This window comes from Erwinia sp. HR93 (genome assembly GCF_034555055.1).
Lineage (GTDB): Bacteria > Pseudomonadota > Gammaproteobacteria > Enterobacterales > Enterobacteriaceae > Apirhabdus > Apirhabdus apintestini.
In genome coordinates this window covers 2,587,559-2,607,778 of the sequence record NZ_JAXUDP010000001.1, presented here as the reverse complement: position 1 = coordinate 2,607,778, position 20,220 = coordinate 2,587,559, and the positions used below count along the sequence as shown (strand labels likewise).

Genomic DNA, 20,220 nt, shown 5'->3' with positions numbered 1-20,220 from the left:
CCCCTGCATTGTTTTAACGCCATTCTGCGCGATTTAAACGGGTTTTAAACGGGGTTGCGCCATGCAGCCACGGTGTTACTGTCTTAATCCCCTGATTCCTCCCCCTGTTATTACCGCTTCACCCCTGTAACTGTCGGGCATTTAGCCTGCCGCCTATCCTGTCCTCACTTTGACAGTTTCAGGACGCAATACACCGATGTGGAAGCTCGCCACCGCCTCACTTTCAGGCATCAACAAGGACAACACCGCCCGCATTCAGCTGTTTCCGGCTGGCTGGTTTGGTGCGCCGTCAGGTGGTCAGCGCTGGTTCCTGGACGCCTCACTGGCACAGCGTCTGATTGATGCCGCCAACAGCCGGGTGAATGACTACCAGTTTGACTATGAGCACCAGTCCCTGAATGCCCCACAGGCCAGTGGCCCGGTGCCTGCGTCAGGCTGGTTCAAGTCTCTGACCTGGGTGGAGGGTGAAGGCCTGTTTGCTGACGTAAAGTGGACTGAACGTGCCGCCTCGCTGATTCAGGCTGATGAATACCGCTATGTATCGCCGACCTTCCGCTATGACGAGCAGGGAAACGTGCGGGAGCTGGTCAACGCCGCGCTCACCAATATGCCGGTGCTGGACGGGATGCGTCAGGTGGCGGCGTCCTTAATGTTTTTTGATAACGGAGAAAAACCGATGAACGAAAATTTGCGTCTCGCCCTCTGCGCCATCATGGGGCTGAAGCAGGAGGCTGATGAGGCGGCTATTCAGACCGCACTGGAAGACCTGCAGAACAATCAGCTCAAAGAGGCCAACTGCTCCAGCATCGGTGCGCTGATTGACGCTCACAAGGCACAGCTGACCGCAAAAGACCAGGCCATTCAGGAAGGTCAGACGAAGATTGCCGCCCTGTCTGCCGCGCAGACCGGTGCGCCTGACCCCACCAAATTTGTGCCTGTGGCCGTGGTGGACGATCTCCGTAATGAACTGGCCTCTCTGTCCTCTCAGATTCAGGGAGACAAGGTCGAGACCCTGCTGACCGCCGCCCTGAGTGACGGGCGCGTGATGAAAGGTGCGGATGAAGACAACCTGCGCGAGCTGGGCAAGAGCAACTATGCGCTTATGGAAAAGATGATCGGCACCCGTAAGCCCATCAAGGCTCTGTCACAGCTGCAGTCTGACGGTATGACGTTTGAGGGTGGCCGGGACAATAGCGTCGAACTGAACGCCGAGCAGCTGGCTATCTGCAGCCAGTTCGGTAATACCGCTGAAGACCTGACCGGAGAGAAAAAATGACCGCTATCACTGAACCCCGCGACACGGCATGGCGCGACTGCATTCTGGTGCCGGTGCCCGTTGCCAAAGGCGAAGTTATCCCGATGGGAGCCATCGTCTGTGTAAACGCGACCGGCTTTGCCGTCAATGGCAAGGAGGATGCCACCCTGAAATATGCGGGCTGTGCCGACGAGTCCGTGGATAACAGCGCCGGTGAAGACGGGGCGCAGCTTATCAACGTTCGCGCCAACAAAGCGTTCAAGTGGGCCAGCGATGGCACCATCACTCAGGCCAGTCTGCTCAGCCGCGCTTACATCGTCGATAACCAGACGCTGTCTGCTGAAAACGGCGGTACGCCTGCTGAAGGCGAGACGCCTGCAGGTGAAGCGACACGCAGCAGCGCCGGGAAAATCATCCTGATCGAAAGTGACGGCGTCTGGATTTACTGATTTATAAGGAAAATATTATGGCTGCAATCAACAAAGCCAATCTCAGTGTGCTGTTTCTGAACCTTAAAAAGTCGTTTCAGAACGGTCTGACGCTGGGTAAACCCCAGTGGCAGCGCGTGGCAACCCGCATCCCTTCCACGGGGGCGGCGAACTACTACGCGTGGCTTGAGATGTTCCCCAAGATGCGCGAGTGGATTGGTGAGAAGCAACTGACCAAGCTGCTGAAACAGGACTTTACCGTACCGAACAAGGATTTTGAGGCCACGGTTGTCGTCAAGCGCAACCACATCAAGGATGACCAGCTGGGTATCTACGGCATTCAGGCTGCGGGTGCAGGTGAAAGCGCGGCGATGTGGCCGCATGAGATTGTGTTTGAGTTACTGACCAAAGGTTTCACCGAGAAGGCTTACGATGGTCAGCCGTTCTTCAGCGACAAACACGTTATTGGTGACAAAACCTACAGCAACATGGGCAAGGCACCGCTGTCCGTTGCGTCTCAGGCTGAAGCGAAAGCGTCCTTTGGTGCGGCCCGCACCAGTATGAAAAAGCTGAAAGACCGCCACGACCGTCCGCTGAACATCACCCCGGATGTACTGGTTGTCCCTCCGGCGCTGGAAGATGTCGCCAGGACGCTGATGACCGCTGAACGCCTGGAAGACGGTAAGCCGAACCTCTACAAAGGCTCTGCGGAAGTGCTGGTGATTCAGGATCTGAAAACCGACACCGAGTGGTATCTCCTCGACACCACCAAAGTGCTGAAGCCGCTTATCTTCCAGGAGCGTGAATCCCCGGACTTTGTCTCCCAGACCAATATGGACTCGGACGACGTCTTTATGCGGGCTGAGTATAAATACGGCGTTGAGTCTCGCGGTGCCGCTGCGTTCGGCTACTGGCAGATGGCTTACGGCTCCACGGGTAAAGGAAACTGACCATGAGCTACGCCACCCCGGAGGACTACAAAACCTATTTCACAGAGCGTGATGCGGTCAGCGTGTCAGCGCCATGGAACAGTGATGAGGCGGATGATGAGCGTCTCGCCCGCCACCTCCGGTCGGCGAGCGGCAGGATTGATGCGTATATCGGTGCCCGCTATCGCCTGCCGCTGCGGCAGGTGCCCGATGCGCTGCGTGATTACTGCTGTGATATCGCCCGTTACCTGCTGACCGGTAACGAGCATACCTGCAACGAAGTGATCCGCCTGCGCTACGAGGATGCTATCAGCTGGCTGGATAGTGTTTGATGTTCAGGCGCGTTCGATAGCGTTTCAAAAACGCCAGAATCTGACGCTAACCACCTGATATTGCATTTAATAGCTGTTCGATGCTGCTTCATGCCGTTTTATACGGTTTCATGCTTTATTGGGTATCAGAAACAAAAATACCCACTAATACCCAGTGAAAAAACGGGGTAAGGGCAAAAAAAATACCCATATTGACACCCTGCACACCCTCTCAGGCCACGGAATACGCGGCTTTCAGCGATTCGGTTAATACCCATAAAAAACCGGATTGAGGGCAAGGGTAATCCCTAACGGAGACTCATCATGTCACTCACAGACCGCAGAATACGCAGCCTGCAACCATCCGGTAAAACATACAAAGCCTATGACAAGGACGGCTTGCTTATTCTGGTAACACCGCAGGGAAAAAAGACGTGGTATTACCGCTATCTTATTGATGGTAAAGATAAAAGGATAAAAATAGGCGCTTATCCACTGGTATCACTGGCGGATGCCCGTGAGCGGGCAATCGACATGCGCCGCATGGTTCTGGCGGGGACTGACCCCATGACTCCACGGAGGGAGAAAAAGCAGCGCGAGGCCAGCGCCCGGATAAACACGCTGATGGCGGCGATTGAGGAGTGGGAGCGCCTGTACTGTGGCGAGATGGCGGAGCGCACCCGGCAGGCGCACGCCCGGAACATCCGTTACATCGGGGCTTACTTTGGAAACCGTCCGGTAGCGGAACTGACCACGCCGGAACTGTTTGAATTCATCGTCAGGGTGCGGGATAAGCGTGGCTCGCATGTTTCCGGGGCGGTGCTGTCCGTTCTCTCGCGCTCTCTGCAATGCGCCGTTCTGCGTGGTCTTATCGCGTTTAACCCGGCGCGGGAGTTATCTGGTGCAGTCCCCCGTCAGAAAGCAGTTAACCGCCCGGCGTTACCCGTGGGTCAAATCGGCGCGTTCCTGCGTAACCTTGAGCAGTACCGGAAAATACACACCTACACACGGCTGGCGCTGGAACTGCTTATGCTGACGTTCGTCAGACCGGGGGAACTGTGCGGGGCGGAGTGGGCGGAAATAGACCTGAAAGCGCGGCGCTGGGTTATTCCCGCTTCCCGCATGAAGATGCGGCAGGAGCACGTTGTGCCGCTGTCCTCGCAGGCGGTGGGGATTCTGGCGGCGTTACACAAGCTGTCAGGCCGTAACCGTTATGTGTTTCCCTCGTCGGGTAAGCAACGCTGTCTTGCGCCCAACACGCTTAATCAGGCCATGCACCGAATGTGTTACCGGGGTATCGCCTGTCCTCACGGATTCCGGGCGCTGGCAAGCTCCACGCTCAACGAGAACGGATTCAGGCCGGACGTGATAGAGCGCCAGCTTGCGCACTCAGAGACGAACAAAATCCGCGCCGCCTACAACCGGGCGGAGTACCTTGATGAACGGGCGCGGATGATGCAGTGGTGGGCGGACTTTATCGACGACCAACGCCGGAAGTGATTTTTTTTGTGCGTTTTATCAGGCCAGCTAAAAAGCTGGCCTTTTTCTTGCTACGCGCAGGCGCACACGTGAGAAAACCCGTATTGATGTGTAACCGTGTAACCATTGTATTTATTAAGAGATAACTTACTAATATATATAACTCTATTTTGGTTACACAAGCGGTTACACATTGGTTACACATGGTGGGTTATGTGTAACCATTTCCGCCCGGTGCTACACCCCTGTAGCTGTTTCATGCTGTCTGATGCTGTTTCACTGCGTTTCGTTACCCCACAGGAGACACGCAGATGAACACCACCTTCACCCTTCCCGAAACTGGCCTTGTCCGCGAGAAAGACGTACTCAGGCACATCGCCCCGGTTGCCCGCTCCACGCTCTGGCACTGGCGCAGACAGGGGAAATTCCCCGCCCCGTGCAAAATGGGCGACAACACCAACGGCTATCGCGTGGAAGACCTGCGCGGCTGGCTGGCGGGACTGGAGGCGGCGAACACATGAAAAACATCACCCTTGACGGTAACGCCCTGCGCCTGATGGCGGCACACCTGCCGGAAAGCGTCCAGCAGATGGCGGAGATTGTGGGCTGGGAGGCCACCGCCAGCCTGATAGCGCGGTTTGGCGGCTCCTGCTTCCCTGTGCCGCGCGGCCTGCGTCCGGGCGGGGATGAACGCCTGTCCCTGCTGCTGGAAGTGCTCACGCCTGCACAGATGCAGCGATTTATGCACACCTTCGGCGGCGAAAGCTCGTTTGTTATCCCCAAATGCGACCATGCCCGGCGCGAATGGCGTAACCGGCTCTTTATCCGCGACTTACAGGCGGCGATAACAGCCGGGGAATCCCGCCGCATGGCGCTGTCATATCTCTGCCCCCGCTACGGCATCGGCAACACATCCGCATGGAAAATCATCCGCGAATACGGGCTTTCGGGAGGCGACAAACGTGAATCTTTGCACTGATTTTCAAAAATCCGTTGACGGATGCGCGGCGGCAAATTATTTTGTTGTTGCTGACGCAAATTCGTCAGCCGGGTTTGACAGCCTGACAGATAGAGCGGGTAGCCGCTTATTTTCCGTAATAGCGGTATTTTTACGCCCGAAAACCATCCATACCCCCGATTTATGGTGGGACGTGGTGGGGAGGCTTAACGCCTGCTGGTTACTCTATCGCCAGTCTGTCAACCCCGCCACGTCTCGCCACCCATGTTTGACAGCATCTGGCGAGACTTCTCAATTCGATAGAGGAGTTGCCAGCATGACCAGCCTTTCCCTGTCTGCGCCGCAGACCTACGTTTTCAAATTTGCCGCATTCGACCGCAGCGCCGATGTTTTTCCTCCCGTTACCGTCTCCGTGATTGCCGCCAGTGAGCGCGAGGCACGCCGCGCGTTTGCCCGTGATTATCTGCTGCTCATGACCGCCCGCCTGCCGTTTGCGGACACTGCCAGCCGCCAGATTGCGGAGGTTTCTCATGCTGAATAATCCCGTTTACCCGGCAACCACCGTGATGGAACTCGCCAGCATGGCGGCGCGTGAACACACCGCAGGCAACCAGCGCAGAGCCACCACGACCAACGCCTATCTGCTGCTCAAGGGGCTGACCGATGCGATGGAACTTATCGCGCAGCTTGCCCCGCATGGTCACGCGTGGACGGCGGAGCAAAAATACCTGTACGGGAGTTTCAGCAAAGCCGCCAGCGAACTGGCGGACGGCCTGACCGATATTGTCAGTCTCACCACTGACGGGGAGGTGCATCATGCTGAGTGATCCAATTCGCGAAGCCTACACCACGCCCATGATTGACCTGCTCGCCCGCCTGATGGCGGAGGGAGACAGCGCCCTTGCCCGTGAGATTTTCGAAGAGGCCGACCAGTATTCCCGCGCCATGCTGGACAGTATCGCCGGGATAGGTCACATGATGGCGGGCGTGACCGACGACACGCCGATTGACCCCACGCCGGAGGAATGGCGCTCAATGGGTGACAGCCTGCGCAATCTGGCGGTGCTGGGTAAGGGGTTTTATGCCCTCACTGAGCAATACCGCTGGCGCTTAATCAACGGCGACCAGCCGATGCAGGCGGGGAAAAAACATGCGCAGCGATAACACCCGCGAGCGCGTCCGGGCGGTGCGTGCCGCCGCTGTCGGGCGCTGGGATGTGGTGCTTGCCCGTGTTGGCCTGCCTGAAAAATCCCTCACCAGACGTAACAAGCCCTGCCCGGTCTGTGGCGGTACTGACCGTTTCAGCTTTATCGACGACGGGCGCGGGGCGTTCGTCTGCCGGGGGCTGGACAGTCAGGGCGGGGACGGCTTCGCGTTGGTCATGCACTGGCTGGGCTGCGACTTCATGACCGCGCTGGATGCGGTGGCGGACGCGCTGGGGATGGGTGGCGCTGCGCCATCCTTTACCCCGGATATTCGCCGCCCGGCGATAGCCGAAACGCCGCGCCCGGTGCCACGCGAGAACGGCGGCGCACTGGCGGCATGGAGCAAGGGCAAGCCGCTGACGGAATGCAGCCCTGCCGGGCTGTACCTGAAACGCCGTGGCCTGCTGCTGCCGCAGACCGGTGAACTGCGCCACATCCGCATACTGAACTACTGGCATGAGGGCGCAGTGCTGGGGCGCTGGCCTGCCATGCTCGCCCGTGTCACCCGCGCCGATGGCGGTTTTGCGGGGATTCACCGCACTTACCTGAACCACGCCGGAAACAAAGCACCACTGTCGGACGGTGACGGCGTGGCGCTGCCCTGCAAAAAACTGGCGGTAGTCCGTCAGGGCATGATGCGCGGTGCGGCGGTACGGCTGTTCCCGCCTGAGTCCGGGCGGCTGGCGTTCGCGGAAGGTGTCGAAACGGCGCTTGCCGTGCGTCAGGGTTCCGGCCTGCCCGTGTGGGCGTGCGTCTCTGCTTACGGGCTTGAACACATCACCCCGCCAGATGGGGTACGGGATGTGTTCATCTTCGCAGACAACGACGCCAGCGGCACAGGGCAGCGGGCAGCGGAGCGTCTCAGGCGGCGCTTATTGCGCACAGGATGCGCCGTGCGCGTTTTCACGCCCTCAACGGCGGGTTGTGACTGGCTGGACGTGTTAAACGATTCTGGCGCGATTTAAACGGGTTTTAAACGGGGTTAAGCGTGAGCAACAAGACCACAAACGACACGGACACACTGAAACGCGCCGCCAGTGCGCCAGCGGAGCCGATGCGCCCGTACTATGACGTTGAAAACGGCGCTCTGGTGTACGTGGGCGTGATAACTGACCGCCGCAGCGGGGCGACCTCGTGGGCGGCTCCCCTGCGCCTGTGTGACGCGCTGGACGTCACCGGGCGCGGCGTGGACGATACCGGGATGCACTTTCGCGTGCTGCACTGGAAGGACTCGCGCAATGACGATGTCACCCTTGCCCTGCCTGCCGCAGACATTGGCGACCGGGAGGGCTGGCGCGTGCTCAAGGGGCGCGGCCTGTCCCTGTCCGCACAGCGCCACAGGCTGGAACTGCTGGCGGATTATCTTATGATGCACGGGAGTAAAAAACTCTGGCACATCACCCCCGCTGGCGGGTGGTGTAACGGGGCGTACATTCTGCCATCCGGGGAGATTATCGGCGAGCCGGAACGCCCGACACTCTACAACGGCGACCGCAGCCACGCCGCCAGCTACCGACCATCCGGGACGCTGGCAGACTGGCAAAACCACGTTGCGGCGCTGGCGCAGGGAAACAGCCGCGCGATGTTCGCCATTGGCTGCGCGTTCGCCGCCCCGCTGATGTGGCTGGCTGACCTTGAATCGGGCGGCTTTCACCTGTTCGGGGATTCCAGCAGCGGCAAAACGGGCGCTGCCGCCATCGGTGCCAGCGTGTGGGGCGAGCCGGACGGGCAAAAACTCAGCTGGGACAGTACACCCTTTGCGCTCACCAATGCCGCCGCCGCGCGAAATGATGGCCTGATGTGGCTGGATGAAATCGGTCAGGGGAAATCCTTTGATATTGGCCTTGCGGCCTACCGCCTGTTTAACGGCGTGGGACGTATGCAGGGCGCACGCGAGGGCGGCAACCGGGCAATGAGCCGCTTTCGCACGCTGGTACTGTCCACCGGGGAAAAGGCGGTCAACACCTTCATGATGGCGGACGGTCAGGCCATCCATGCCGGGCAGGAAGTCCGGCTTCCCGATGTGCCCGCCGATGCAGGCGCAGGCATGGGGGCATGGGAACACCTGCACGACCACGCCAGCCCCGGAGAGCTAGCCGAAGCCATCAACCGGGAGGCAAAACGCCACCACGGCACGGCGGGGCTGGCCTTTCTGGATGTTATCACCCGCAACCGCGAGGCCATCACGGAGGCCATCAACGCCACGCTGTACCGCTGGCGCGACAAGCTGCCCCCGGAAGCGTCCGGGCAGGCGCGGCGGGTCACGTCCCGTTTTGGTCTGGTTGCCGCCGCGCTGGAACTGGCAACCCGTCACGGTGTAACCGGATGGAAAGCCGGTGACGGTGAGCGGGCGGTGGAAAAGTGTTTCTCCGCATGGCTGGGGCGCACCGGAACGGGCAAACGTGAAGATTTGCGCATCACCGAGCAGGCGGAGGACTGGTTCGCCATCAATGCGCTGGGGCGCTTCATCCGGGAGGATGAATACAGGCGACTGGTTGGCGTGGTGGTGGCGCGGGAGACTGCCGGGCGGTACATTAAGCGCGAGGGCGCGGATATTTATTACGTGTTCCGGGGCGTGTTCAATGACGAGATAGCCGCAGGGTTTGACCCCGCCAAAGCCGCGCAGGTGCTGCACGATGCGGGAATGCTGGCGAAAGGCAGTGACGGACGTTTTCAGCGGGTGGCAAAGATGCCCGGTCATAATGGCGCGGTGCGCGTCTACGAGTTTCTCCGCACCACGCGCAGCGGTGACGAATCAGCGGAAGAGTAACCACAAAAAAAAGCGCCGGAGACTATCCGGCGCTCTGCACTTTGATAACGGTGGTAAAATAAAACCGTTCCTATCAGATCACGCGCTTAACACCCTGTCAAGCCCTGCCGTGTTCGCATCCCTGCGCGGCCTGTGACGAGGGTTAATCAAGATACGGCGTGACCCACACGTCAACCAGCCCGTAATTCGGGTTCGGAGCCTGCCCCGCCAGCGTTTGCGCCTGCGCGATATAAAACGCCGCCTCGCGGTTAGACTCGCCAACCAGCAGCACGGACGGCGCAATCCCCAGCATATTTCCCGCGCTGTTACGCTGGCTGACCATACGCTGACGCAGCATCGTGAAGTTGGCGGCGTTCAGTTCAAGATTGCTCATAAACGCCATCTGCCAGAAGCCGTAACCCATGCTGCCACGCCCGCGAATGCCGTAGAGATATTCATCCCGCATGAATACCTCATGGCTCTGCCGTGGGTCAGTCAGGGCATCAATGCGGTATTTTTCGCGCTCCTGCCAGATGAACGGGCGCAGGGCGCGGCTCAGGTCAAGCAGATACCACGGCGCTTTGGTGTCGTCCTTACTGGCGGCAAGCAGTGCATTACTCAGCGTACCGCTGGCGCTGGAGCCTTTCGCCACCCTGTGTTCACCAAAGAACGGAACGCCGTCATAGCCTTTCGCTGACGCACCGCTGCGCAGCAGTTCAAACAGCAACTGGTCAGGGTGCTGCGCCGCCTGCTGCCCCATTTCGGCGGTGATGTTGTTGTACATCGCAAGCTGATTATCCGCGATTTTATCTGCAGGTATCACAATCGTGGATTCGAACTTGCGGTTTTTAATCGCGTATTCGTATTCCGTGAGCTTGTGTAACTCCCTTTCGCCAATCCACTCCCGCACCGCAGGGAAGTCCGTCGCCCAGCCGTAGACCTCAGCGGCGGCGGTGGACGGTACACGGGTAGTCAGCGCCGGATAAAGCGGCTTAACGCCGTCAAAGGCGTTCTGAAAGGCTTTTTTCAGGCAGAGATACAGGACATCAAGATTCTGTTTGTTAACTTCAATGCTCATTAATTTTTACCTCGTCACAATGTTGTTACACACCCCGTCCGGGGATGCGGCGGGGTCAGTCCTGCCCCGCAACGGCATCATGAGGAAATCGCGCCCCGCGAATCAGTGTCAGGAGTGAAGCGGCAATGTGAGCAAAAAACAGGCTGGTTACACGAAAAAGGCCAAATGGTTACACATGATGGCGTTTTATGTGTAACCATTTTTTGTTATTTAAATCATAGTATTGCGCGAAAGGTTACACGGTTACACAGGTTACACGGATTTTTGGGGTCACAGGTGCGGGCGTGCGCGTGATACACCCATAAATAAAAACCGTCAATACCGGAAAGAAAATATATGCGGATTTTCATGCGGTGGCCGGGTCTGCACCCAAAAAATCATTGGGGTGGGGGTAAAGTCATTTTGGGGCAAAAATCGGGGAAAATGTGAACGTCATAATTTACACATTTAACACAAAATTAACGCAGTCTGAAAATGACCGGAAAATGATTTTTCTGGAATCAAAACTGACCGGAATGATTCGGGTTTAAATCATTCTGGCGGGGAAATAATTATTTTTGCGGTAACGAACAAAAAACCATCAAAGAAGCCGCATGGGATAAACGCCATTGGGACAGTTATGGGTATTACTTGCAAAGAGTGATTTGTATTTTCCTTTAAAAACATCGCGTTAAATAAAGATATTGCATTTGCTGGCTGAAGCTGGTTGCCAGCGGCAAAGCCGGTATCGGCTCAAACCCGGAGAACGGCGGCACCGTCGACGCCTCGACGCCGACCGTCGAGTTTTATTCCGGTGGCGACGATCTGTGGAGCCGTAACCGCACGGGTGGAGGGGCGTACTGATGATTACCACCATCGAAAAAGCGTTGTGTGAACGCCTGCAGCAGGGGCTGGGCCGGATGGTCAACAACCCTGTAGTGACATGGAACGTGCTGGCCACGGATATCGGCGTGGCCCTGCGGCAGCTACCCGGCGTGTGCGTGGTGTTTTCAGGCATCACTAACAGCCGGGCACATGACACCTCCCGCCGCCGCTTCCTCGTCACCGGTCGCTTCAGCGTCTTTGTCGTGGATTACAACCTGCGCAGCAATGAGGCGCTCCGCCACGGCGGGCCGGGGACTGAAGAGCCGGGATGCTATCGCCTCATTCGCAGCGTGCGCCGCCTGCTCACCGGGCAGGATTTGGGGCTGAAGATTGATTATCTGAAGCCTGAAGGCGTGCGCCCCGTAGCCGGGCAGGCGTTTAACGATAAAGGCGTGGCGGTCTACGAGTGCGTATTCAGCACGCAGTGGATGGAGGATGCACTGGATAACGGCCACTGGCCTGCACCGGAGCTGCCGACCGATGACGACGCTGACTTTGTTCGCTGGAAGGGGCGCATCGAAAAACCGCTGCCGTGGCATGAAAGCACCCGCATGGCCTACCTCCAGCCCGGCGTTGCTGACCCGGTCGCCGAAGATATCATGCACAACAGGACTGACAACGATGATTAAGGTAATTGCCCGCCAGGGTATTCAGGTGCCGGTGGAAGGCCGTCCTGACCGTTACATCACGGACAAAGAGGCTGTGGACGTACCGGAGACGGCCTACTGGCTGCGCCGTCTCAGGGATGGCGATCTGTTGCCGTATGCCGGGCCAGCTAAACCCGCTGAAACTGAGGCTGCTGACGCAAAACCGTCCGATAAAACCGCAGATAAACCTGCTGCTCCGGCAGCTAAGGCGGATAAATGACTATGGATATTACAACTATTCCGAACCCGATTTATAAGCCCGGCGCTTATTTCGCGTTCAACACTACGCTGGCCTCACGTGCGCTGGCCACCAACGACCAGAAGCTGCTGATTATTGCCCAGCGTCTGACGCAGACAACCGCTGCTGAAGTTCTCACGCCGGTGAATGTCTTCAGCGACGATGAGGCGGCGCTGTACTTCGGGCGTGGCTCACAGGCGCATCGTATGGCCCGCGCGGCGATCAAGGCAAACCAGTACATTCAGCTGACGGTAGTCGGGTTGGATGATGCTGAGGCGGGCGTGGCGGCAACCGGCTCGGTGGTGGTTAACGGCACCGCCAGCGGTTCCGGTCAGGTTCGTCTGGCTATCTGTGGCACCACCGTTGCTGTTGCTGTCAGCCAGGGAGACAAAGCCGATGACGTGATGGCCTCACTGGCCAGCGCAATAACGCTGCAGGACGATCTGCCCCTGAGCGCCACCGTGGGTGAGATTGATGGCCCTGACGACGGTGAAGGTAATCCCACGAAAATCAAGGCGCTGGTGCTGACCGCCCGCAACAAGGGCAGTACCGGTAATGAGTGCGGCCTGACCTGCACCATCACCGCCAGTGGTCTCACGGCCACGCTGACGCCTATGAGCGGTGGTCAGGGCGACCCGTCTCTCGATGCGGCATTCAGCGCGGTATTCGCCTCCGGGCACACGATGATTATGCTGCCGTATACCAGCGATGATGCGCTGGCGAAGCTGTCCGCGCATCTGGATAACGTCTCCGGGCCGCTTGAGCAGCGCGGGGCTGTAGGTGTTACCGGCTGGAACGGGACGCTTGCCAGCGGCACTACGCTGACCAGCAAGGTTAACGCAGCGCGTATTACCTGCGGCTGGCATGCCGGTTCGGCACTGCCGAACGGCGAGCTGGCGGCAATTTACGGTGCGGTGATGGCCAGTGAATCCGATCCGGCCCGCCCGCTGAACACCCTGACGTTACCGGGGCTGGATATCACGCCGCAGGACAACTGGCCGGGACGTACCGAGCAGGAAAATGCCCTGATGAACGGCCTGACGCCGTTTGAGGTGGACGGCAGCGTGGTGCGTATCGTGCGCGCGGTCAGCACCTTCGTGAAGAACGCCGCTGGCGTGACCGACCGGTCGCTTATGGATATCACCATTATCCGCTCGCTCGACTATGTGCGTCTGGCATGCCGCACCCGCTATACCCAGCGTTTCCCGCGAGAAAAGCTCACGGACGCCCGGCTGGCCCGCATCCGCTCCGAACTGCTTGATGTGCTGTATTCGCTGGAGCAGCTGGAGATTGTGGAGAACGTCGACGCGCTTAAAGACCAGCTTACCGTCACCCGCAGCCTTCAGGACGACACGCGGGCGGAGGCCACCATTCCGGCAGCAATCGTGCGGGGTCTGCATGTGTTCGCCGCCGTCATTTATCTGATGTAAGGAGACGACAATGGCCCTTGAATACGTAGGCTCGATTGTCCTGGACGTTAACAGCGTGGAGGTTGAGGTCACTGACTTCAACCCCACCGAGACAACCGGGAAAAAGCTGGTCAAGACCATGAACAGCACTGGCCGCGCGAAAGGTTATACCCAGGGTATCGCCACGTGGGAGCTGGCCATCACGGCAGTGGTGCCAAAGGATGCCACCGTCAACTGGGCGCAGATTGCCGGGGCAAAACTGACCCAGACGCCGCTCGGCAGCGGCAAACGCACCACCTATCAGGATGTGTTTGTCACGCAGGTCGGTGAGCAGTACACCGTGGATAACGAGGCGCGTATCAACATCACCGCCTTTGCACTTAACAAAATTGAGGAATAATGATGTCCGGGAACATTACCTGCACAGGTTCACTGCCGGTTGGCATTCTGTTTGATGGCAAGCTCCACCAGGACGTGGAGCTGGGTCTGGCAACGGTCGGAGACGAGATTGCCGTGATTGAAGACGGCGTCTCTGACGCTGGCGTGCCGATTGCGGTGCTGGCCCGCACGCTGACGAAGATTGGCGACATTCCCGCTGAGAGCATCACCTACCAGTTGCTCTGCGACAATCTGGTCTCCGAGGATTATGCCTACCTGCGCACCCTGCGCGATGAGGTGAAAAAAAAGCTCAAATCCATGAGCAGCGCTTTACCGAATACCGGTACACAGTCATCCGGCTCGGACGATACGGCATCAGAGAAGAGCAAATCCGACGCGCCAGCGCTGTAGAGCTGGCCGGATGGCTGGATGCCATCACCCGCCGGGAAAACCCCAAAGCCTGGCAGAAAAACCGCACCGTTATCAGCCTGCGTCGCCCCCGTAAAAGGGCACGCAGCGCTGCTTCCCGCTAAGAGGACTGCCCCGTGGCCCGTGATTTTGATACTCAGATTAAATTTGGCGTGCAGGATAACGCCACGCCCAAAATCCGGTCGTTGTCCGAAGAGTTCCGCCGCATGTCCAGCGCCCGTGAGTCGCTGGGAATACGCTCAGAGCATAACATCCAGCGGGAAATCAGCCGCACGGTCGCGGCCTATAACCGACTTGAGCGTAGCGGCGTTCTGTCGGTCAGGGAGCAGGAACGGGCTTACCAGCGCATGCAGTCAACGGTCTCCCGTCTGCGACAGGAGATGGGCGAGACGCTGCGTGTCCAGGAGAAGATGAACCCGGCCCTGCAGGAGTACCGCCGACAGGCGCAGGCCCGCGAAACGCTGGGTATTCGCTCCGAGCAGTCCATCCGCCGCGAGATTAACCAGACGCTGGCCGCGTACAACCGTCTGTCCCGCAGCGGCACCATGAGCGCCAGCGAACAGACCCGCGCATGGAACCAGACACAGGCGACCGTTGCCAGGCTCAAACGCGAGCTGGGCGAAACCGAGCGCAGCTATCAGCGCCTTGCCCGCGTGGGCAAAACCGTGGGTGCCATCGGGGGCGGTCTGGTTGCCGGTGCAATGGTGATGCGCAAGCCCATCGAGAATCAGATGGAGTACGATTCCGAACTGCGCAAGGTGGCCAACTTCGCTTACAAGCATGACAATCTGGCCGGACGACAGTCGGGGATGACAGATATCGACAGTGCGATCAAAGCCGCGTTGCGTGACGGTGGCGGCGATATCAATGGCGCTTTTCATGGTCTGGAGGTGATGCTCCGCTCCGGCACCATGACCAGAGAGCAGGCCTATCGGGCGTTGCCAGGCGTCATGAAGAACGCCACCGCAACCGAAACCGATGCGGCCTCTGTCGCCAGCCTGCAGTCCAGTGCGTTTAACTTCGGGCTTAACGAGAAGGATGCGCGAGCAGGCCTCAGTGTCACCACCACGATGGCGCAGAACGGCATGGTGGATGTGCCGCTGCTGGCCAAAGAGATGCCAAAGGCGCTGGAGTCTGCCAGGTCCATTGGCCTGCACGGTCGCACCGGCTTCTCACAGGTTGCTGCACTTTTTGAGGCGGCTGCACGCGGTGCTGGCTCCCCTGAAGAGGCGGCGACGTTCACCACCAACCTGATCTCTGAACTGTCCTCACCGACGCTGGCCAACAATTTCAAGCAAATCAAAGTCGGCAAGCGCGGCCTTGATATTCGGGCGCTGATGCGTGCCGACGCGGCGAAGGGGCTGACCCCGCTGGATACTGTCGACCGGGCCATTCGCAGCATGGACGAGCACGATCCTCAGTTCGTGGACCTGAACAAGCAAATTGCCCGGACGGCTCCCGGTGAAGCCAGATCGCAGCTGGAGGCACGACGCGACCAGATTCACGGCCAGAACGTGGGGAGAATCTTTACTAATGAATATTCCCGTATGGGCTTCCTGAACTGGGAGCGTAACAAGGACTACTACCACAAGCTTGTCGGCGAAGGTAACGAGCAGTTTGATATGCCTGCCGGGAAAACCTCTGCTGACCTTGACTTTGAGCTGGTGAAGGACAGCCCGGCATTTCAGGTCAACAAAGCCAAAAACGAAGCGGCCTTTTCATCCAATGATACGGCCTCACCTTTCACTAAGTGGGTCGGGGAAGCGGCTGATAAAGCGGCTGAGCTGGCGAAAGAATTTCCAAAACTGACCACCGCGATCAACGGGGCTTATTCCGCCATTCAGGGGATTGGTGCTGCAGGTGGGGCCGGGCTGGGGGCACTGGCGCTGGCGGGTGGCCAGAAACTGTGGAAGCGCTTCAGGGGCGGCGGCTCGGCAATTGCGGAAGAAGCTGCCGAAACAGCAGCAAAAGGCGGAGGTCTCCTGAGTAAAGGCGGGAGCCTGCTGGGCAAGGTCGTCCGCGCCCCACTGGCTGAAGGGTACATGGCTGCGGGCCAGTTTTACGATCAGTTCCTGGAGCGCGGTGACGATAAGATTAAAAGGCTGAAAGAGGATGGCTACAACATCCCGGACAACATGCCTAAGCCGGTTGGTTTTCTTGATGCCTTTGATGAGATCAAAAACTTTTTCTCGCAGAGCAACACAGCAAAACCCGCGCCTGCTGGTGCAAATGTTCCCTACGCGCCTCAGGGGCCGCAGCAACCGATTGTGGCTAATATCTACCTCGACAGCCGCGAGGTGGCAGATACGGTATTGCGCCGGATTGATGTTGATTCGAGGAGGAAATAGTGGCGGATACGATTAACGAGATTGCTGCAGCGCTGGGGGTAGACCTCCTGATGCCAGCCTCGTTCCGGGGCGTGGAGTTTGACTGTCTGTTCACCCGCGACACGCTGGCAAAGGACACCGTGACCTACGCTTACCCGTACCGGGACGGAGAAGAGGTGGAAGACCAGGGGCTGAAAGCGGTGAACTTCCGTCTGCAGGCCATCTTCTGGGGCAACCGCTACCAGACGCAGCTTAAAGCCTTTTTAAACGCCCTTAAAACGGCGGGCACCGGCGAACTGGTTCACCCGGTATATGGTTCTGTGCCGGACGTGCAGTTTCTGGAGGCCGGGGTATTCCATGAGGTGGAGCCGGTTAACGCTGTCACCGTCGACCTGGTCTTTGTGGAGAGCGGCAAGCCCGATACGCTGTTTGCCACCACCCATTACGAAGCAGACGGCGACAGTATTTTCGACAGCGCGATCAGCTGGTTCGGGGACGCAATGGACACGTTGCGTGATATTCAGCAGGATATTGCCCGCGTCACCAATATCATCGCCTCAGCGGAATACGTGGTAAACGCCCTTGCAAACGAGGTGCAGTCCACCATCGGCAGCGCCCTCGACTATCTGGACTATCCGACAGCCTTTATCTCAGACCTGAAGCACCTGACCGGCGCATTCACCGACCGGCTGTCACTGAGCGAAGCTTCCCGCCTGTCGGACTGGAACGCGCTGACCGGGCTGAAGGACACCATGCTGACGTTACCGGCGCAGCGTACCACCGCGCAGCAGACCATGTCTTCTGGCAGCGTGTTCGCCTCCACTCTGCGCCGTGCCAGCGTGATGCCGCAGAGCGATACGGAGATGATTAACCAGGCCATCCGCCTGGTGGCCGTGAGCGAAATGACCGACACGGCCAGCGATATCTTTGTGAATGAGACCGCCTCCCCGACGCTGTCCTCCACCGATATTGAGCGCATCACCGGCGACGTGCGCACCCTGATTGTGGAAGCGATAGCGGCCCAGCGGGCGTCCGTCTCGGCGCGTATGGCCACTGCCGTTCGCGAGCAGGCCGGTACGCCGGACACCCGTCAGGATCAGGCCATCATTGCCGCGCTGCAGGAAAGCGCCTGGCACCTGCAGGAGCAGGCTCGCGGGCTGATACTGGCGCTGCCACCGCTGGTACAGCGTCAGGTGACGCGCCGCTGTAATCTGCCCCTGCTGGCGTTTGAGTGGTACGGCGACGCCTCCCGCGCCACGCAGCTGGCCCGCCTCAATCCATCATTGCGTGAGTCAAACAACCTGAATCCGGGAGATGTGCTGTATGCCTGGGCAAGATGAGCAACGCCTGACGCTGCGTATCGGGGGCCGGTCGCACGACGACTGGGAGCGCTTTGAGGTGGATTCCGACCTGCTGACCCCTGCGGGTGGCTGGCAGTTGTCGGTCGGCACCGCTGAACCGGTGCTGCCCTCTAATGTGGAGGCCGGAGCCAGAGCCGAGCTTCGCTACGGCGACAGCACCATCATGACCGGCATGATTGATGAGCTGAGTCACGACGTGAGCCGTGGCCAGCACTGGCTTGAGCTGAACGGGCGCGACGCAGCGGCGGTACTGGTGGACTGTTCGGCCCCCATTTTTACCGCACAGGAAATGACGCTACAGGAGGTTGTCGCCCAGGTGATTAAGCCACTGGGCGTGACCGCCATCCGTATACAGGCTGAGAATCCCGGCAGCGTGAAGAAAGTCAGCATCGAGCCGGGCGACAGTGCGTGGGATGCGCTGAAGCGCGTCGCTGAGATGAGCGGCCTGTGGCCGTGGATGGCCCCGGACGGCACGCTGATTATCGGCGGGCCAGACTACAGCGCCGCGCCGGTGGACACGCTCATCATGCACCGTAACGGGCAGGACAATAACCTGCTCAGGCTGGGCAAGCGTACCGATATGAGTGGGCGTTACTCTCAGACCACGGTACTGGCGCAGGGCCACGGCACCGGGCATGAAGACGGAAAGGCCAACCGCAAATGCACGGTGAAAGACACCACCATGACGCTCTACCGCCCGCGCATCGTGGTGGAGGGTGACTCACAGAGCGATGAAGAAGTGCAGTTCCGCGCCCGCAAGCTGCAGGCAGATGCCAGGCTGAACGGTTTTGCTCTGTCGGCCACCCTGCGTGGCTTCACTACCGCGAACGGCACGCTGTGGGCACCGGGCCAGCGGGTTTACGTCAAAAGCGACGTTCACGGGCTGGATGACGTTTACTTCATTATGCGGCGGACCTTCCGTGGCGGACGTGGCCAGCGGCAGGAAACCTCGCTACTGCTGCGTGAGGACGGTATCTGGCTGCCGGATGCATATCCGAAGTCCGGCCATCGCAAGGGACACCGGCGCGGCAAAAAAGACAAGGGGCTGTGGACAACATGGGAGCAGGTCGACAATGCCTGATTTTTCTGGACTGGTGGATAAACGCATCCGTAAGGCGCTCAGCGGCATACGTCTGGCCTTTCGTGGCGTGCTGACCCGTATCACCACCACGGGGGGCGTACAGACCGCGCAGGTGGCCGGACTGGCCCCTGAGGGGCTGGAAGGCATTGAGATGTTCCAGCAGTACGGTTTCACTACCGTACCGCCAGAGGGTGCGATGGCGATTGTGCTGCCGCTGGGCGGACGAACCAGTCACGGGATCGTGATTGCCACCGAACACAGCAGCTACCGTCTGCAGGGGCTGGAATCCGGTGAGGTGGCCATCTATACCGATGAAGGAGCCAGCATCGTCCTGAAGCGTAACCGCATCATTGCTGTCACCTGCGACGACTGGGAGCTGAACTGCAAGCGCATGAAGGTTAACGCCTCGGAGTCTGTAGCGTTCACCACGCCGGAGCTGAGTACCTCGGAGAAGCTGACCGCACAGGGGCTTATCAGCGGCAACGGCGGTATGGCCATTAAAGGCGGTGACGGTGGCGTGACGGCCTCGTTTGAGGGTAATATCAGCCATACGGGCGGCACCATCACCTCGGTTGCGGTCACCATCAACGGTGTGCAGATTGGGACGCATATCCACGACACCCCGGATGGCCCGTCAGGTAAACCACGCAACTAGGATTTTTGCCGGGGCAGCATCGCCCCGGACTTAGCCGCTTCACCCCCGTACCTTCCTGCCTTACCGCCCCTGCGGCATTCTGCCCGCTATGGACGCCTATATCGATCACACCACCGGCGATTACACCGGAAAACGCTGTACCGACCTGCATAACGCGGTCTGGCTGCGTCTGCGCATCCGCAAGGGCACATACTGGGCTGACCCGCAGATGGGGTCTCGCCTGCACGAACTGGCCCGCGCGAAGGATACGCCGCAGACCCGCACGCTGGCCCGCCAGTATGCCGAACAGGCGCTGCAGCCACTGATTGATGACAAAAGGGCAACCGCTGTGAATGTGGACGTCTCCTCGCCGGAAACCGGCTGGCTGTGGCTTTCCATCACGGTCACCAGCGCGGGCGGGGATGTGCTGACCTTCCGCCATCCGGTCAAAGTGGTTTAA

General features: G+C 59.2%; 23 protein-coding genes. 22 read left to right on the top strand and 1 reads right to left on the bottom strand.

Features of this window, described 5'->3' with window-relative positions; genetic code table 11:
* The first annotated feature begins 196 nt into the window (after window positions 1-196).
* From SFA31_RS12185 to SFA31_RS12130, 12 genes are all read left to right on the top strand, one after another.
* Window positions 197-1,276 (top strand): phage protease, encoded by a 1,080-nt coding sequence (locus SFA31_RS12185; RefSeq protein WP_322838217.1) that lies wholly within the window; start codon window positions 197-199, stop codon window positions 1,274-1,276.
* Window positions 1,273-1,704 (top strand): hypothetical protein, encoded by a 432-nt coding sequence (locus SFA31_RS12180; protein ID WP_141114705.1) that lies wholly within the window; start codon window positions 1,273-1,275, stop codon window positions 1,702-1,704. The genes SFA31_RS12185 and SFA31_RS12180 overlap by 4 nt, the downstream gene beginning before the upstream one ends.
* 17 nt (window positions 1,705-1,721) lie before the next feature.
* Entirely contained in the window at window positions 1,722-2,633 is a 912-nt protein-coding gene (locus SFA31_RS12175; RefSeq protein ID WP_088208042.1) for a Mu-like prophage major head subunit gpT family protein, read from the top strand.
* Between the two features lie 2 nt (window positions 2,634-2,635).
* Complete coding sequence (locus tag SFA31_RS12170) at window positions 2,636-2,944, top strand: DUF1320 domain-containing protein (RefSeq protein WP_322838216.1); 309 nt, start codon at window positions 2,636-2,638, stop codon at window positions 2,942-2,944.
* Between the two features lie 303 nt (window positions 2,945-3,247).
* The gene (locus SFA31_RS12165; protein ID WP_322838215.1) at window positions 3,248-4,423 is read left to right on the top strand and encodes a tyrosine-type recombinase/integrase; all 1,176 of its coding nucleotides are present in this window, start codon (window positions 3,248-3,250) and stop codon (window positions 4,421-4,423) included.
* A gap of 290 nt (window positions 4,424-4,713) precedes the next feature.
* Window positions 4,714-4,923, top strand: coding sequence for a helix-turn-helix transcriptional regulator (locus SFA31_RS12160; RefSeq protein ID WP_322838214.1), 210 nt, complete (start codon window positions 4,714-4,716; stop codon window positions 4,921-4,923).
* The gene (locus SFA31_RS12155) at window positions 4,920-5,381 is read left to right on the top strand and encodes a hypothetical protein (RefSeq protein WP_322838213.1); all 462 of its coding nucleotides are present in this window, start codon (window positions 4,920-4,922) and stop codon (window positions 5,379-5,381) included. Before SFA31_RS12160 ends, SFA31_RS12155 begins: the two co-directional genes overlap by 4 nt.
* A complete protein-coding gene (locus SFA31_RS12150) occupies window positions 5,365-5,901 on the top strand; it encodes a host cell division inhibitor Icd-like protein (RefSeq protein ID WP_322838212.1) in 537 nt (178 codons plus the stop codon). Before SFA31_RS12155 ends, SFA31_RS12150 begins: the two co-directional genes overlap by 17 nt.
* Complete coding sequence (locus SFA31_RS12145; RefSeq protein ID WP_322838211.1) at window positions 5,891-6,187, top strand: hypothetical protein; 297 nt, start codon at window positions 5,891-5,893, stop codon at window positions 6,185-6,187. Before SFA31_RS12150 ends, SFA31_RS12145 begins: the two co-directional genes overlap by 11 nt.
* Window positions 6,177-6,524 carry a hypothetical protein gene (locus SFA31_RS12140; RefSeq protein ID WP_322838210.1) on the top strand — a complete coding sequence of 116 codons (348 nt, stop codon included), beginning with the start codon at window positions 6,177-6,179 and terminating at the stop codon, window positions 6,522-6,524. The genes SFA31_RS12145 and SFA31_RS12140 overlap by 11 nt, the downstream gene beginning before the upstream one ends.
* A complete protein-coding gene (locus SFA31_RS12135; protein WP_322838209.1) occupies window positions 6,511-7,530 on the top strand; it encodes a toprim domain-containing protein in 1,020 nt (339 codons plus the stop codon). The genes SFA31_RS12140 and SFA31_RS12135 overlap by 14 nt, the downstream gene beginning before the upstream one ends.
* 23 nt (window positions 7,531-7,553) lie before the next feature.
* Window positions 7,554-9,335 (top strand): DUF927 domain-containing protein, encoded by a 1,782-nt coding sequence (locus SFA31_RS12130; RefSeq protein WP_322838208.1) that lies wholly within the window; start codon window positions 7,554-7,556, stop codon window positions 9,333-9,335.
* 142 nt (window positions 9,336-9,477) lie between these two features.
* Here the strand turns inward: SFA31_RS12130 and SFA31_RS12125 are convergent, their stop codons facing one another.
* Window positions 9,478-10,392, bottom strand: a complete 915-nt coding sequence (locus SFA31_RS12125) for a Mu-like prophage major head subunit gpT family protein (RefSeq protein ID WP_322838207.1) — start codon at window positions 10,390-10,392, stop codon at window positions 9,478-9,480.
* Window positions 10,393-11,234: 842 nt separating this feature from the next.
* On the opposite strand from SFA31_RS12125, the gene SFA31_RS12120 reads away from it, so the two are divergent.
* The 10 genes from SFA31_RS12120 to SFA31_RS12075 all read left to right on the top strand — a co-directional run bounded on the left by SFA31_RS12120 (window position 11,235) and on the right by SFA31_RS12075 (window position 20,220).
* A complete protein-coding gene (locus SFA31_RS12120) occupies window positions 11,235-11,885 on the top strand; it encodes a phage protein Gp37 (RefSeq protein WP_322838206.1) in 651 nt (216 codons plus the stop codon).
* Window positions 11,878-12,123, top strand: a complete 246-nt coding sequence (locus tag SFA31_RS12115) for a DUF2635 domain-containing protein (RefSeq protein ID WP_322838205.1) — start codon at window positions 11,878-11,880, stop codon at window positions 12,121-12,123. Before SFA31_RS12120 ends, SFA31_RS12115 begins: the two co-directional genes overlap by 8 nt.
* Window positions 12,120-13,571 (top strand): phage tail sheath C-terminal domain-containing protein, encoded by a 1,452-nt coding sequence (locus SFA31_RS12110; RefSeq protein ID WP_322838204.1) that lies wholly within the window; start codon window positions 12,120-12,122, stop codon window positions 13,569-13,571. Before SFA31_RS12115 ends, SFA31_RS12110 begins: the two co-directional genes overlap by 4 nt.
* A gap of 10 nt (window positions 13,572-13,581) precedes the next feature.
* Window positions 13,582-13,950 (top strand): phage tail protein, encoded by a 369-nt coding sequence (locus SFA31_RS12105; protein ID WP_322838203.1) that lies wholly within the window; start codon window positions 13,582-13,584, stop codon window positions 13,948-13,950.
* 2 nt (window positions 13,951-13,952) lie between these two features.
* Window positions 13,953-14,339 (top strand): hypothetical protein, encoded by a 387-nt coding sequence (locus SFA31_RS12100; protein ID WP_322838202.1) that lies wholly within the window; start codon window positions 13,953-13,955, stop codon window positions 14,337-14,339.
* A 134-nt stretch (window positions 14,340-14,473) separates the two neighbouring features.
* Entirely contained in the window at window positions 14,474-16,705 is a 2,232-nt protein-coding gene (locus SFA31_RS12095; RefSeq protein ID WP_322838201.1) for a phage tail tape measure protein, read from the top strand.
* 50 nt (window positions 16,706-16,755) lie between these two features.
* A complete protein-coding gene (locus tag SFA31_RS12090) occupies window positions 16,756-18,024 on the top strand; it encodes a DNA circularization protein (protein WP_322838200.1) in 1,269 nt (422 codons plus the stop codon).
* On the top strand, window positions 18,008-19,126 hold the full coding sequence (locus SFA31_RS12085; protein ID WP_322838199.1) for a phage baseplate assembly protein: 1,119 nt from the start codon (window positions 18,008-18,010) through the stop codon (window positions 19,124-19,126). Before SFA31_RS12090 ends, SFA31_RS12085 begins: the two co-directional genes overlap by 17 nt.
* The gene (locus SFA31_RS12080; protein WP_322838198.1) at window positions 19,119-19,781 is read left to right on the top strand and encodes a phage baseplate assembly protein V; all 663 of its coding nucleotides are present in this window, start codon (window positions 19,119-19,121) and stop codon (window positions 19,779-19,781) included. The genes SFA31_RS12085 and SFA31_RS12080 overlap by 8 nt, the downstream gene beginning before the upstream one ends.
* A gap of 88 nt (window positions 19,782-19,869) precedes the next feature.
* Window positions 19,870-20,220: a phage GP46 family protein gene (locus tag SFA31_RS12075; RefSeq protein WP_322838197.1), complete on the top strand. Its 351-nt coding sequence runs from the start codon at window positions 19,870-19,872 to the stop codon at window positions 20,218-20,220.